Raw genomic sequence first — 14,248 nt, 5'->3', positions numbered from 1 at the left:
TTAGGTTTAAAATAAATACCAGCGGTATATGCTCTGTGCAAGCATATTTTTAAATTTTTGGAGGAGTTGTTGTGCGTTACCTCAAGGACTTTACCGTGGGCGAATCAGTCGCTATCGGGCCCTATCACGTCACCGAGGGGGAGATGATCGATTTTGCAAAGCGGTACGATCCTCAGGTTTTTCATGTCGATCCCGAGAGTCCCGAGTCCCAGGCCCTGGGCGGGTTAATTGCCAGCGGCTGGCACACGGCCTCCATTTTTATGCGCATGGCCGTAGATGCCTATATGAAGGATGCCGCGGTAATTGTGTCACCAGGCGTGGATACGCTGCGCTGGCTGCACCCTGTGAAAGCCGGTGACACACTTAGTGGCAGTGTGGAAATTATCGAGGTGCGCCAGTCCCGGAGCAAACCCGATCGCGGTATCGTCGCCACCCACGCCTATGTTGAAAACCAGGACAAGGTGGCGGTGCTGACCATGGAAAATAAGGCGTTCGTCCGGAAAAGCCCGCTATAAACGCCGCACCCCCACGGGTAGGTCTCCCCACGGCTGCCTCCGCCCTTATAAGCAGAGCGCGAGCATTGACGTCAGGGCACTTACTTGATGGCCGTAACCTCAACCTCGATCAGCGCCTCATCTTCGATCAGCGCACTCACCTCAACCACACTCATCGCGGGGAAATTTTTGCCCATAACATCCCGATAGGCTTTGCCTACCTCGCGCAGGTTTGCGAGATAACCCGGTTTGTCGGTGATGTACCAGGTCATTCGCGTCATGTGCTCCGGCCCGGCCCCCGCGGCGGTTAACACGGCGTGAACATTGACCAATGCCTGCCGGAGTTGACCGACAAAATCCTTGTGCTCAAACACCTCCTCTGGCGTCCATCCCACCATGCCGCCGCAGAATATCCATTGTGAGCCCTCGGCCATGACGCCGTTGGCATAGCCCTTGGGCCGGGGCCAACCTTCGGGGAGCAAGGTGGTGTGCATGCGTTTTCTCCATTGCAAATTTTCGAGGCTCAAGTATATTTTAGGTTTAAAATATACGCCAGCATTCGCGGCACACTGCTAGTGCGATTGGTTGTGCCAGTGATTGCGATACTGCCATGGTATCGCAGTCCAGCGTGCCCGGCGTTATGCTCATCGGTATTACACGGATACATCTACCAATAGGGAAGAAGCGATTATGGGAAGCAATGCATTGATGGAACTGGCGCAGGGTTTGACGTCAGGGGGAATAAAAGTGGTCGATCTCAGCGTGACCCTATCGGCCGATACGCCCATTCTTGAGCTGCCTGAAGAGTTTGGGTGGGGCAAGTCGTGGCCGTTTTCCAAGGAGGAGATCTCCCGCTACGATGATCGTGGCCCGGCCTGGTACTGGAACAATATTAAATGCGGTGAACATACGGGCACGCATTTCGATGCGCCCATACACTGGGTAACCGGCAAGGATCACGAGGACCACGCTACCGACACGCTACCCCCGGATCGTTTTGTCGCGCCGGCGGTGGTTATCGATGCGGTGGCCGAGGCGACTGCAGATCCCGACTTTCTGATGTCGGTCGATTTTGTGAAAGCCTGGGAGGCCAAGCACGGCGAGATACCTGAAGGCTCATGGGTGCTTTATCGGACCGACTGGTCGACTCGTGAAGATGAGACGTTTCTGAATCATTCCGACGACGGTATGCATACTCCCGGCTGGGACCCCGCGACCGTGACTTTCCTCGCGGAGGAGCGCAATGTCATTGGTGTGGGTGTCGAGACCGTGGGCACGGATTCGGGACAGGCCTCGGCGCAGGATCCCATGTTCCCCTGCCACAACCTGATGCACGGCGCCAACAAGTGCGGCCTTGCCAGCCTGCGAAACCTCGATCAGCTCCCGGCTACCGGTGCCGTGCTCATCGCGGCGCCCCTCAAAATTGAAAATGGCTCTGGTAGCCCCTGCCGCGTCCTGGCACTGGTCCCGGCAGCCTGAAATAGTCCTAAACACGTCACGAAATCGGAGGCAGTAAACAGCAATGGCTGAGCGGTCGTTTAAAGAGGAAGTCAAAAAGCTGCGCGCGGGTGACGGCGAGCGGTTTCAGGGCGAGGGTATCCTCGCCATTACCAAGGCGCTGCTCCAGTCCGGGGTCTCCTATGTCGGCGGCTATCAGGGCTCCCCGATCTCACACCTGATGGACGTGCTCAACGATGCCCAGGACATTCTCGGTGAACTGGGTGTTCATTTCGAGGCGTCGGGTTCAGAGGCAACGGCGGCAGCCATGTTGTCGGCCTCCATCAATTATCCGCTGCGCGGCGCAGTAACCTGGAAATCGACGGTGGGTACCAATGTTGCCTCAGACGCGCTGTCCAATATCGCGTCCTCTGGGGTCACCGGTGGAGCCATGGTGATTGTGGGTGAGGACTACGGTGAGGGGTCGAGCATCATGCAGGAGCGCAGCTACGCCTTTGCCATGAAGGCGCAGATGTGGCTGCTCGATCCGAGGCCGAATTTGACCAGCATTGTCGATATGGTTGAGAAAGGCTTTGAACTTTCAGAGGCCAGTAACACACCGATCTTTTATATGATGCGTATCCGTGGCTGTCATGTGACCGGTGAATTTGTTGCCCGCGACAACCGCGAACCTCAATTCAGCGATCGTGCACCGGTTACGCCCCACCGAGAGCCCGAAAAAATCATCCTCCCGCCCAATGTATACGCCCAGGAACGGGAAAAAATAGCTCAACGATTACCCGCGGCCATCGAATTTATCAAGGCCAATAAACTCAACGAAGTGTTCCCGGGGCGTCACGAGCATCTGGGCATTATTACCTGTGGTGGCTCTTACAACACGGTCATTCGCGCCCTGCAACGCCAGGGATTGTCGGATGTCTATGGCAACACCGACATTCCTATTTATGTTTTGAATGTCGCCTACCCGCTGATACCCGAAGAATTGGTTGATTTCTGTGTGGGTAAAGAGCAGGTACTGGTGCTGGAGGAGGGCCAGCCTGAGTATATTGAGCAGGGAATCCAAACGGCATTGCGCCGAGCCGATTTTCAGACGCGGGTTTTTGGCAAGGACATCATGCCCATGGCCGGTGAATATACCGGGCAGGTCATGCTGCTGGGCATCACCCGGTTTATCGAGGCCTCCTCAGGACCTGAGATCGAATTGCTATCTTCCGCGGAAGAGGTCGCCGCGCTGGAGACGCCGCTGGTCGAGGAAGATCAGCAGGCGCTGCTCGACAATGTGCCGCCCAGGCCTTCCGGTTTATGTACCGGGTGCCCCGAGCGTCCCCTGTTCTCGGCGGTGAAGCAGGTTCAGGAGGAACTGGGTCCTTTCCATATCTCCTCTGATATCGGCTGCCACTCCTTTGCCACCCTGGCACCTTTCAATCTGGGTAACACCATCATGGGCTATGGCCTGTCACTGGCGAGTTCCTCGAGTGTCCGGCATGCGCTGCCGCACAAGGCGATAAGCATTATGGGTGATGGCGGTTTCTGGCATAACGGATTGACCAGCGGTGTTGCCAGCGCGGTGTTTAATCATCATGACGGATTGTTGATTGTGGTCGACAACGGCTATTCGGCGGCGACCGGCGGTCAGGATATTCCGTCCCTGGTTGAGCCCAATATCATTGCTTCCACCATCGACGCCGATGCGCCACGCCGTGACGACTACCAAAGTATTGAAGAGGCCTGTCGCGGAGCCGGCGTCAAGTGGATTCGCACGGTGAGTACCTACAATATCGAAGCGATGAAAAACACCTTGCACGAAGCCCTGACGAGTAGTCTCCCCGGGCTCAAGGTCGTTGTTGCCGAGGGAGAGTGTATGCTCAATCGCCAGCGCCGGGTCAAACCCATGATGAAGAGCGCAATCGCCTCCGGTAAGCGGATTCATCGATCGCGGTTCTACGTCGATCCTCAAACCTGTACGGGTGATCATGGCTGCATACGACTCTCGGGTTGCCCGTCACTGACCATCAAGGATAATCCCGATCCCCTGCGCACAGACCCGGTGTCCTACGTTGACAACAGTTGTGTGGGCTGTGGTGTGTGTGGCGAGAACGCCCATAGTGCGGTGCTTTGTCCGTCGTTTTCCCAGGTGGATCTGGTTTACAACCCTAATAGTTTCGATCGTGCGAAAGACACATTGCGGCAGCGTGTCATCGCCTGGTTCCGGCGTCGGGATGAGCAGCGAATGGAGGCCGCATCCCTGTGAGTGATTCTTCGCGCGCCATCAATATGGTGATTGCTGCTCTCGGTGGCGAGGGGGGCGGTGTACTGACCAATTGGCTTATTGCGGTTGCCGATCAAGAGGGTTGGTTGTGTCAAACCACGTCGCTGGCGGGCGTCGCCCAGCGCACGGGAGCCACGATTTATTATCTGGAGTTTATTCCCCGCCCGGAAGACGGCAGCCAACCGGTGCTGTCGCTGTTCCCGTCACAGGGCGACATCGATATCGCGGTGGCATCAGAAATAGCCGAGGCCGGCCGAATGCTGAGTCGGGGGTTTGTTTCTCCCGAGCAGACCACGCTGATTGCATCGACGCATCGTGTCTACGGTATTACCGAAAAAAGCGCGACAGGGGACGGCACGATCGATCCCGCAATGCTGTCTGAGATGTGCGCCCGCTACGCCAGGCGTTTTATTCAGTTCGATATGCTGGAATTGGTGGGTCGCCACAATACGGTGGTGTCTGCAGCGCTGTTCGGGGCCATTGCCGGCAGCGAGGTACTGCCCTTCGCCCGGGAGACCTTCGAGCGGATTATTGGCGAAGGGCGGGGAGCCGATGCCAATCGTGCCGCCTTTAACGAGGCATGGGATCGTGCCCAGTCCGGCGGCGTAGGTCTTTTTGACCCCAATGATAAGGGCGATTCCTCCGGTTTTGTGTTGCCTGATGCACACACTGCCCAAGGGCGTGTGCTCATCGAACGCATGCGGGCGTTACCGGTGATGTGCCATGAGGTGGTTTATCGAGGCGCGTCGCGTCTCATTGATTATCAGGATCTGGCCTATGCCGAGGACTATCTCTTTTTGGTCGAAAAATTGGCGACGGCATTGGATAGCGCGGGTTCAGTCGCGCTCACCGAGGCGGCGCGCTATCTGGCCTTGTGGATGGCCTTTGAGGATATCCCGCGAGTGGCTCAGTTAAAGGTGCGCCCTGATCGGCAGCAGGCGATCAGGGATGAAGTTCGTGCAGAACCCGAGCAGCCCATCCGGGTGACCGAGTTTTTTCACCCGCGTGTGGAGGAGATCGCTGCCATGCTACCCAAACGATTCGGTGAGCGGTTGTTGGCTTCGGAGACCGCACGTTCCGGCCTGGGACGCCTACTCGGCCCGCGCAAGTTACGTACCGATCGGCTATCGGTTTATCTGATAATGCGGGTGCTGGCTCGATTGCGACGTTTCCGCAGGGGAACTCTGGGTTACGCGGAAGAACGAGGGATGATCGATCGATGGTTTGGCGCCGTGCTTTGGGCATCAGCCCGGGACCCCGAACTTGCTCTCGAGCTTGCCGAGTGCGGTCGAATGGTTAAGGGCTACGGTGCTACCCGCGCCCGAACCACCAGTCGACTCATGCGTATCCTCGACACGGTTGATCGCGAGGCGGAGGTGAGCCCCGCGAGGATTCGCCAGTTGCGTGAAGCGGCAATGGAGGGTGAGGACAGCGCACCTTTCGAAGGCGCGTTGAATCAGGCGCTTGCCTGACCGACAGCGCGCTCGGCCAGGATGTCGATCTCAAAGCTCATTACCTTATCGTTGTACTGGTTAAAGGCTTCGTTCCTCGATCGAATAATGCCCCAGCGGTCGCGGACGATTTTCTCGGACTTGGCAATAATTTCGTAAGTGAAGGTAATGGTGTGGCCCGGTAGCACGGGCTGGAACCATTCCAGTTTCTCGAGCCCCATGCCGGCCCCATTACGACGCCCGTCCTGCACGCCCGCTGCGTAGCGCTCCATATAATTGACCATCATGCGCATCCACATGGCGGTGACGTGCCAGGGCGCTGCGACCAGCGCATTGCCAGTGGTTTCGGCGTTTTGAGGTGTCGTGTGATGAGCTCGGGGCGAGTAGGTCTTTCCGAATTCTATGATCTCGAGTTCTGAGAATGTGTGTGAACCAAAGACATGGAATTCGCCCACAGGGATATCTTCAAACCACCGGCTGCGTATAAACGCATTACTCATGACTGACCTCCGCTGGCCAGTGCGACACGACAGGCCATAGTGGCCACCGGTTCATCGTCACCCGTCACAACACGCACCGAGAGCGCGACATGCTGGTGGTCTGCGGTGACCACTTCGCTGACGGTCTTAATGGTCTCGTCGACAAAGGTGGGTCGCAGCCAGCGCATGGAGTCCACGCCGGCGATGTCGAGTACATCAAGCTTGGAGTCGATCAATGATTCTTCAACCAGCCGTGTGCTCAGTGCCGCCACCTGCCAGCCACTGGCGCACAGGCCGCCAAATATGGAGGCCTCACCCGCCGCTCGGTCGAGGTGATAGGGCTGTGGATCAAAGGCGCGGGCAAAGCTGAGAATATCCGCTTCGGTAATACGCAGCTCGCTGCTGGTCAGGGTATCGCCGGTGGCGAGACTGGGATGGGGCATGGGGGGATTCCCGCGGTTAAAGGACGCGGATTTTGCGATGACTCGCGCCCGGGTGCAAGCCATTGGCCGGCCACACCGACGTCAGTGACGCGGTGCTCCAGCCGCCACCTGCGATTTAGCCCTTGTGCTGGTCGATGGCCTGGCGGGCAATAATGGTCTGCTGTACCTCGCTGGCGCCTTCGTAAATACGCAGCGCGCGAATATCCCGGTAGAGCGATTCGACAATATTCCCTTTGGTGACCCCTTTTCCGCCGTGGAGTTGCACCGCGCTGTCTATCACCTGTTGCGCCGACTCGGTAGCGGCCAGTTTGGCCATTGCCGCCTCCCGGGTAACGCGCTCCGCAACACAGTCCTTGGTCCATGCGGCGCGGTAGACAAGAAGCGCGCTGGAGTCGATCGCAAGCGCCATATCGCCAACCTTGGCCTGAACCAGTGGCAGGTCGACCAGCTTGCCACCAAAAATGTCCCGCTGACCGATGTGGTCGAGAGTGGCATCCAGCGCGCACCGAGCCATACCCAGCGCGGCGGCGGCGACGGTCGAACGGAACACATCGAGTGTTGCCATTGCGATCGCAAACCCCCGGCCCTGCTCACCGACCAGCTGTTTTGCCGGCAGGTAGCAATCCGTGAATTGCAATGTTCCCAGCGGATGCGGCGCCACCAGATCAATGCGTTCGCTCACCTCGAACCCGGGGGTGTCGGCGGGAACGATAAAGCAGCTGATGCCCTTGGCGCCTTCGAGAGTGGGATCGGTTCTTGCGAATACGGTATAAAAGTCCGCTATCCCTGCATTGGAAATCCAGGTTTTCGTGCCGTTGAGGATAAAGCCATCGCCTTCAGCCTCGGCGCGGCACTCCATGGCGGCAACATCTGAGCCTGCGTTGGGTTCAGAGAGTGCAAACGCGCTGATTTTGGAACCTTCAGCGACGTCGGCGAGGTAGTCCTGCTGTTGTTGCTCGGTGCCAAATAGCGAGATCGGACCACTGCCCAGCCCCTGCATTGCGAAGGCGAAGTCGGCGAGGGCATTGTGGCGCGCGAGGGTTTCGCGAATCAGGCAAAGACTGCGTACATTGAGTTTTTCGTACACACCGCCGGCCCCTGCGGGCACGGCATAACGCGTAAAGCCCGCCTCGCCGAGAGCGGTTACCAGTCGTCGACAGGTTCCATCGAGGTCTTCGTGCTCATGCGCGGTGAGTTGAGGCAGATGTGCTTTGGCCCACTCATCCAATGTCTGTACGAGGGTGGCGTGTTCCGCATCGAAAAACGGCCAGCCCAGATAGGATTGATCACTCATTGGTGGCTCCTGCGCTCAGTCACCCTCGAACACGGGCTGTTGCTTCTCGATAAAGGCGTGGTAAGCACGTCGAAAATCCTCGGTTTGCATACATATGGCCTGTGCCTGTGCTTCGCACTCGATCGCTTGATCGACCGACATATTCCACTGCTGATGCAGCTGGGTTTTGGTGATGCCATTGGCGAAGGTAGGGCCCGAGCTGATTCGTTTCGCCGCTGCCAGTGCATCGGTCAGGGGCTGTTCGCTAATACCGTTGAAAAACCCCCAGCGCTCACCTTCTTCTGCACTCATGGAGCGGCCGAAATACAGCAATTCGCTGGCGCGTCCCTGGCCGATCAATCGGGGTAGCAGCGAGCATGCTCCCATGTCACAGCCCGCCAGGCCGACGCGATTGAACAGAAAGGCCACCTTGGCGGAGGGGCCGGCGTAGCGCAGATCACTGGCCATGGCGATGATCGCACCCGCGCCGGCACAGACGCCCTCAACGGCGCTAATGACCGGTTGGCGACACGCGCGCATGGCCTTCACCAGGTCGCCGGTCATACGCGTGAACGCAATGAGCTCGGACATCGACATTTTGGTCAGGGGGCCGATGATCTCGTGGACATCGCCACCCGAACAGAAGTTTCCTCCGGCGCCGGTTATCACCACCGTGTCGACGTCATCGGCGTAAACCAGTGTGCGGAACAGATCGCGCAGTTCGGCGTAGGATTCAAACGTGAGTGGGTTTTTTCGCTCCGGTCGATTCAGCGTAATGGTGCCGACACCCTCGGCAACTTCCCACAAAAAATGCTCGGGCTTATAATCTGTCACGCTTGTTTGCTGCATTACTGTTCGCTCCGTCCTGCTTTTAGATTTCACCGCCGTTGATGGCAATTGCTTGTCCGTTAACCCCCGAGGCCCCGTCGCTAAGCAACCACTGAACCGCCGACGCAACCTCCAGCGGGGTTATCAGGCGCCCCTGAGGATTGCTGTCGGTAAAGTGGGTGAGGGCTTCGTCTTCAGTCCGGCCAGTTTTCTGGGCGATACCGGCCACCGCGTCGCGGATGATATCCGTATCGGTATAGCCTGGGCAGATCGCATTGACGGTGATACCGATTGAGGCGAGTTCGAGCGCCAGCGAGCGCGTCATTCCCAGCACAGCGTGCTTGGCCGCACAGTATCCGCTGACGTAGGCATAACCCTTGAGCGATGCGGTACTCGCAATGTTGATGATGCGCCCCGATTTGGCCGTTCGCATATCCTCCAGTGCCGCTTGAGTCGCGAGAAAAACCCCATTGAGGTTGACGCCGAGAGTGGCCTGCCATTGGTCATAACTGATCTTGTGAAACGGGGCGCTCGGTGCCGCGCCCGCGCAATTGATCAGTGCATGGACGGCGCCAAACTGTTCTCGGGCGCGTGCAAACGCGGCGCTGACATCTTCCGGCTGGGTTACGTCGCAGGATAGCGGCAGTGAATCGGCGGGCAACGCTTTCGAGAGCGTTTCCAGCGGGTCGATTCGGCGTCCCAATAGTGTCAGTCGCCAGCCCTGCTGTGATAATTCCCGGGCAATCTCCGCGCCAATGCCGCTACCGGCACCGGTTACCACAGCATGGGAAGTCATTCGGCGCTGGTCCGGGCGCGTTCGGCGTTGGTGTACAACTGGCGATAGCCCAGAAAGTACTGGTGCGGCTCATGCACTGCGGGCCCCTGATAACCGAGCTCGGCGGCGGCATGGAGCGTCCAGTTTGGATCGGCCAGGTGAGGGCGGGCCAGACAGACGAGATCGGCACGACCTGCCGCGATAATACTGTTCACATGGTCGATCTCGTAAATGTTGCCGACGGCGATGGTGTTGATGGCGCCCTCATTTCGAATCAGGTCAGACAGGGGTGTCTGGAACATGCGGCCCGGCTGCGGTTTGGCGTCGTGGCTGGTTTGACCGGTGGACACGTTGATCAGATCAGCACCGGCGTTACTAAAGGCCTTGGCAATGGCGAGTGCGTCGGCTTCGGTAATGCCGGACTCGCCGATCCAGTCGTGGGCCGAAATACGAACCGACATGGGCTTGTCAGCCGGCCAGACCTCACGCATGGCGGTGAAGACCTCGAGCGGGTAGCGCAGACGGTTTTCCAGCGACCCGCCGTATTCGTCGGTCCTCGAATTCAATACCGGGGTGATAAAGGATGATAGCAGGTAGCCATGAGCCGCGTGCATCTCGATCATATCGAAGCCGGCGTCGGCAGCGCGTTTGGCGGCGGCGACGTGCTCGTCCCTGATCTGGTCCATATCCGCCCTGTCCATGGCTTTGGGAACCGGGCTGTAACTGTCGAAGGGCACTGCGCTTGCTGACAATAGTGGCCATTGCTCTGCTTCGGGTAGCGGTTCGTCGAGGATATTGGGATCCCACTTCCAGGGCTCCAGGGTCGCACCCTTTGGGCCTGCATGACCAATTTGCATCGCGAACTTGGCATGACTGTGCTGGTGGACAAAATCAACGATTCGCTTCCAGGCGGCGGTGTGTTCATCGCTCCATATCCCCGTACATCCCGGGGTGATTCGCGCCTCTGGGCTGATATTGGTCATCTCGGTGTAGACGAGGCCAGCGCCGCCTTTGGCAAGCGCTCCGTAGTGCACCAGATGCCAGTCGTCGGGCATGCCATCGGTGGCGCTATACATACACATGGGCGATACCGCGACGCGATTATCCAGTGACATTTCGCGAAGCTGATAGGGCAGGAACATGGGCGGTACGGGTTCACTCTGCTCACTGCCGAGATGGCGTTGGGCGAGATGCACTTCCATGTTTTCCAGCCACTGCTTATCGCGAAGCCGAAGATTCTCGTGGCTGACGCGCTGGCTACGGGTAAGCATCGAATAGTTGAACTGCTTGAGATCGAAGGCTTCGATGTACCTCGGCGTATTCTCGAACCACACCATGGCGTTGTAGGCGCTGTTCTGCAGACGGAGAACATCGATCTTTCGCTCCTCCTGATACGAGTGAAGCGCTTCTTTGACCGGCTCGCCACTGTTCAGATGCTTGGCCAGGGATATGGCGTCCTCCAGACCGAGCTTGGTGCCAGAGCCGATCGCGAAGTGTGCGGTATGGGCGGCGTCGCCGATGAGCACGATACGGTCATCTTTATCCAGTTGTCGCACTTCACATAGGGGAAGCTGATCCACGCCGATCCGCGGATATGGGCCGAGTTGGTCATCAGGTCATGGCCATCGAGGTAGTCTTCAAAAATCTTGCGACAGGTTTCGGCACTCTCTTCATGAGTCATGTGTTCAAAACCCATGGCGTCGTAGACCTCGGGTGTTGTCTCGACAATAAACGTCGAGGTCTTGTCATCAAACTGGTAGGCGTGGACCCAGATCCAGCCATGCTCGGTCTTTTCGAAAATGAAAGTGAAGGCATCGCTGAAGGTCTGATGGGTACCGAGCCAGACAAACTTGTTGGGGCGCACATCGATGGTGCATTCAAAGTTGTCTAAATCGCTGTTGCGCACCTTTGAGTTGAGACCATCACTGGCAACAATAATGTCGGCGTCGGCAAAGCGACCATCGATATCGTCGAGGTCGACCTCGGTTTCAAAATGCAGTTCGACGCCGAGTTCTTCAGCCCGCTGGTGAAGCAGTTGCAGCATCCGCTTGCGGCCCAGCCCGATAAATCCGTGCCCCCCGGAGCGTTCGACCTTACCTTCAACATAACAATCGATCAGGTCCCAATGAATAAATTCATCGGCGATGGCTTTTCCGCTCCTCGGGTCATTTTCCATGAGGTTGTCGACCGTTTGATCGGAGAACACGACGCCCCAGCCAAACGTGTCGTCGGGACGATTGCGCTCGTAGACGGCCACCTCGTTTTCAGGGTTGCGAAGCTTCATGGAAATACCGAGATACAGACCCGCAGGTCCCCCGCCTAAACACACCATCTTCATAGCAAACCCCTACTTATGATGAAATCTGGAAACAGCCACTGTTGTCTTTTCAGACGAAAATCTCTGGCCAGTATAAGCAAAACATTTTATATTTAAAATATTATTCACAGGACTTTTCCCAGAGACACGACTATGGCGCAGCCCGAACTGGCAACACTCGATCACGAGTCTCGTATTGCGGCCGACGACCACCAGTCGATCCGACTCTGGTTGCGGCTATTAACCTGTACGAATCTGATTGAGAAGCGTCTCCGTTCGCGTTTGCGGGAGGAGTTTGATACCACGCTCCCGAGATTCGATTTTCTGGCGCAACTCGAGCGGGCGTCTGATGGTCTGACCATGGGCGAGCTTTCCGCGAGAATGATGGTCTCGGGGGGCAGTGTCTCCGGGCTTGCGACGCAGCTTGAGAGTGAGGGTTTGATCAGTCGCGAGCCGGTGCCTGAAAATCGACGAACCTTTTGTGTCCGATTGACGCGGCAGGGTAAACGACGCTTTTCCGAGATGGCGACACAGCATGAGTTGTGGGTCATGGAAATGCTGGGTTGCTTGAACGCGAGCGAGGTCGATGATTTGATGGCATCCCTGAAGCGTTTGAAGAGTTGTATTACCGCCACGGAACAGGGGGCCTGACTATGTGGAAACCCGCACAGCGCATCAAATACAAGGCTGAGGTTGACCACTGGCCCGATGCCGGCGAAGCCGTGTCCAGCCATCTGTTTTCACCCGTGTCTTTAGGTCCTATGGCGCTGCAACAGCGTACCTGGATACCCGCTATGGTGCCCTGGCGGTCGAATGAGGCCGGTGAGGTAACCCAGGACGTGATTGACTGGTACGCCCGTTTTGCCGAGGGCAAGCCGGGCGCCATCGTGATCGAAGCGACGGGAATCCGGGATATCCCCAGTGGCCCGTTGCTTCGTATTTCAAACGATCGTTACATCGAGGGCCTCACCCGGCTGGTGGATGCCGTACGTGAAGCCAGCGACGGAAAAACACGCCTGTTGATCCAGCTCATCGATTTTTTATCGATACGGCGCAGGCCGGATCCGGAAAAGTATTTTGACCGCTTTCTTGCGATCACCGATGAACACCGTGCCGCACTCGGGATGAACGAGGCCCACGAGACCGAGGTTCGGGCAGCGCTTGCTGGACTGGATGATGCCGCCCTTGATGAGGTTCTCGCACCGCGCGAGATTGAGGACTTGCGTTTTGGTTATCGCGAGCGTGTTACCGATGTCGATATACCGGCGATTGCAGCGCTGCCTGACACATTGCCCGAGCTGTTTTCAGCGGCAGCGGGTAGGGCGGTTGCCGCCGGTTTTGATGGTATAGAGCTGCACTATGCGCACGCCTATACCATGGCTTCTTTTCTCTCCCGGGTTAATGATCGCACCGACGGCTATGGGGGCTCCCGGGAAAACCGGGTTCGGTTGCCGCTAGAGGTGTATGACGCGGTTCGACAGGTGGTTGGCGACGATGTTGCAGTGGGTTGCCGATTTCTCAGCGATGAAATCATTTCAGGCGGTAGCGATCTGTCTGATGCGACCTATTTCGCCGAGGCGTTTGCGGCCGCTGGTATGGATTTCCTCAGCCTGTCCCGGGGCGGAAAGTTCGATGACGCCAAGAAGCCCAAAGTGGGATGGGCGGCTTACCCCTATACCGGCCAGAGTGGCTACGAGTGCATGCCATCCTATATCTCTGATGAGCAGGGCCCCTTTGAGCGCAACGTTGAGCCGGTTGCCGCGATTCGTCAACGAGTGCGCGATAGCGGTTTCGAAACCCCGATTGTAGTCGCCGGTGGCATTTATGGTTTCGACCAGGCGGAGCGTCTGTTGCGCGAGGAGCGCGCGGACGTCATCGCGTTCGCCAGGCAGGCGCTGGCGGATCCTGACTGGTTCGAGAAGGTGCGCACGGGACATGGCGATGAGGTAATCGTTTGCCGTTACAGCAATTACTGCGAAGGGCTCGATCAGAAACACAAGCAGGTCACCTGCGAACTCTGGGATCGCGAACGTCTCGATGACGATGGCGTGGTTCTCGCCAGTGATGGAAAGCGACGCCTGACCGCGCCCGCCTGGCGTTAAGCCGCCCCTCGTTTTCAAACCGTTGCGTTGCGTTATTGGTGTTTGCCACGATTTGTGATAAAAAACGTAACACGTTACCTAATTATTGGGCAGTTCGCGCTGTAATCATGAGATTGCCTGTAAACCGTAGATCGATGAATTGGTTGGGAGAATGAGTGTGAAATTGGCGAGTTTTCAGCACGCGGGTGTCGATACCTGGGGCCTGGTTACAGACGAGGGTGTTGTTGATCTGGGTGTACGTCGCGGTGGCTCGCTGCTCGAGTACCTTCAGCGGGGCGACTCGATCGATGATGCCGAGTGCGCATTGTCGGCGGACTACGCCGTTGGTGATGTCATCCTGCAGCCGCCGGTGGTGCGCG

The 14,248-nt window shown here is 57.7% G+C and carries 14 protein-coding genes and 1 pseudogene; 7 read left to right on the top strand and 8 right to left on the bottom strand.

The features are described 5' to 3' along the window. The first annotated feature begins 71 nt into the window (after positions 1-71). The gene (locus NOR51B_RS13885) at positions 72-515 is read left to right on the top strand and encodes a MaoC family dehydratase (protein ID WP_009019540.1); all 444 of its coding nucleotides are present in this window, start codon (positions 72-74) and stop codon (positions 513-515) included. A gap of 80 nt (positions 516-595) precedes the next feature. On the opposite strand, the gene NOR51B_RS13880 is transcribed toward NOR51B_RS13885, so the two are convergent. Next, positions 596-988, bottom strand: a complete 393-nt coding sequence (locus tag NOR51B_RS13880) for a RidA family protein (protein WP_009019557.1) — start codon at positions 986-988, stop codon at positions 596-598. Between the two features lie 196 nt (positions 989-1,184). Here NOR51B_RS13880 and NOR51B_RS13875 point away from each other — a divergent pair, with 196 nt between their 5' ends. From NOR51B_RS13875 to NOR51B_RS13865, 3 genes are read left to right on the top strand one after another with little or no spacing between them, the layout of a single operon-like run. Beyond that, entirely contained in the window at positions 1,185-1,973 is a 789-nt protein-coding gene (locus tag NOR51B_RS13875) for a cyclase family protein (RefSeq protein WP_009020593.1), read from the top strand. A gap of 43 nt (positions 1,974-2,016) precedes the next feature. After that, the gene (locus NOR51B_RS13870) at positions 2,017-4,203 is read left to right on the top strand and encodes an indolepyruvate ferredoxin oxidoreductase subunit alpha (protein ID WP_009020373.1); all 2,187 of its coding nucleotides are present in this window, start codon (positions 2,017-2,019) and stop codon (positions 4,201-4,203) included. Beyond that, positions 4,200-5,693: an indolepyruvate oxidoreductase subunit beta family protein gene (locus NOR51B_RS13865; protein WP_009020174.1), complete on the top strand. Its 1,494-nt coding sequence runs from the start codon at positions 4,200-4,202 to the stop codon at positions 5,691-5,693. The genes NOR51B_RS13870 and NOR51B_RS13865 overlap by 4 nt, the downstream gene beginning before the upstream one ends. On the opposite strand, the gene NOR51B_RS13860 is transcribed toward NOR51B_RS13865, so the two are convergent. From NOR51B_RS13860 to NOR51B_RS15755, 7 genes are all read right to left on the bottom strand, one after another. Next, entirely contained in the window at positions 5,678-6,172 is a 495-nt protein-coding gene (locus tag NOR51B_RS13860) for a hotdog family protein (RefSeq protein ID WP_009020488.1), read from the bottom strand. The two genes, NOR51B_RS13865 and NOR51B_RS13860, sit on opposite strands and share 16 nt — an antisense overlap. Then, positions 6,169-6,594, bottom strand: coding sequence for a MaoC/PaaZ C-terminal domain-containing protein (locus NOR51B_RS13855; RefSeq protein ID WP_009019970.1), 426 nt, complete (start codon positions 6,592-6,594; stop codon positions 6,169-6,171). The genes NOR51B_RS13860 and NOR51B_RS13855 overlap by 4 nt, the downstream gene beginning before the upstream one ends. 115 nt (positions 6,595-6,709) lie before the next feature. Next, entirely contained in the window at positions 6,710-7,888 is a 1,179-nt protein-coding gene (locus NOR51B_RS13850) for an acyl-CoA dehydrogenase family protein (protein WP_009019016.1), read from the bottom strand. A gap of 15 nt (positions 7,889-7,903) precedes the next feature. Continuing rightward, on the bottom strand, positions 7,904-8,716 hold the full coding sequence (locus tag NOR51B_RS13845) for an enoyl-CoA hydratase family protein (RefSeq protein WP_009019978.1): 813 nt from the start codon (positions 8,714-8,716) through the stop codon (positions 7,904-7,906). 22 nt (positions 8,717-8,738) lie between these two features. After that, the gene (locus tag NOR51B_RS13840; protein WP_040482159.1) at positions 8,739-9,491 is read right to left on the bottom strand and encodes an SDR family NAD(P)-dependent oxidoreductase; all 753 of its coding nucleotides are present in this window, start codon (positions 9,489-9,491) and stop codon (positions 8,739-8,741) included. Further along, entirely contained in the window at positions 9,488-10,996 is a 1,509-nt protein-coding gene (locus NOR51B_RS13835) for an oxidoreductase (protein ID WP_230198513.1), read from the bottom strand. Before NOR51B_RS13835 ends, NOR51B_RS13840 begins: the two co-directional genes overlap by 4 nt. Beyond that, positions 10,900-11,808 (bottom strand): anthraniloyl-CoA monooxygenase, encoded by a 909-nt coding sequence (locus tag NOR51B_RS15755; RefSeq protein WP_009020531.1) that lies wholly within the window; start codon positions 11,806-11,808, stop codon positions 10,900-10,902. Before NOR51B_RS15755 ends, NOR51B_RS13835 begins: the two co-directional genes overlap by 97 nt. Before the next feature lie 132 nt (positions 11,809-11,940). Here NOR51B_RS15755 and NOR51B_RS13830 point away from each other — a divergent pair, with 132 nt between their 5' ends. From NOR51B_RS13830 to NOR51B_RS15750, 3 genes and pseudogenes are all read left to right on the top strand, one after another. Beyond that, positions 11,941-12,438 (top strand): MarR family winged helix-turn-helix transcriptional regulator, encoded by a 498-nt coding sequence (locus NOR51B_RS13830; RefSeq protein WP_009021051.1) that lies wholly within the window; start codon positions 11,941-11,943, stop codon positions 12,436-12,438. Between the two features lie 2 nt (positions 12,439-12,440). After that, on the top strand, positions 12,441-13,889 hold the full coding sequence (locus NOR51B_RS13825; RefSeq protein ID WP_009020204.1) for an oxidoreductase: 1,449 nt from the start codon (positions 12,441-12,443) through the stop codon (positions 13,887-13,889). Positions 13,890-14,040: 151 nt separating this feature from the next. Beyond that, positions 14,041-14,248: pseudogene (locus NOR51B_RS15750) on the top strand (fumarylacetoacetate hydrolase family protein); the annotation flags it as partial.

It is taken from the genome of Luminiphilus syltensis NOR5-1B, assembly GCF_000158175.1.
Classification (GTDB): Bacteria; Pseudomonadota; Gammaproteobacteria; order Pseudomonadales; family Halieaceae; genus Luminiphilus; species Luminiphilus syltensis.
This window is presented reverse-complemented; position numbering and strand designations above follow the sequence as displayed.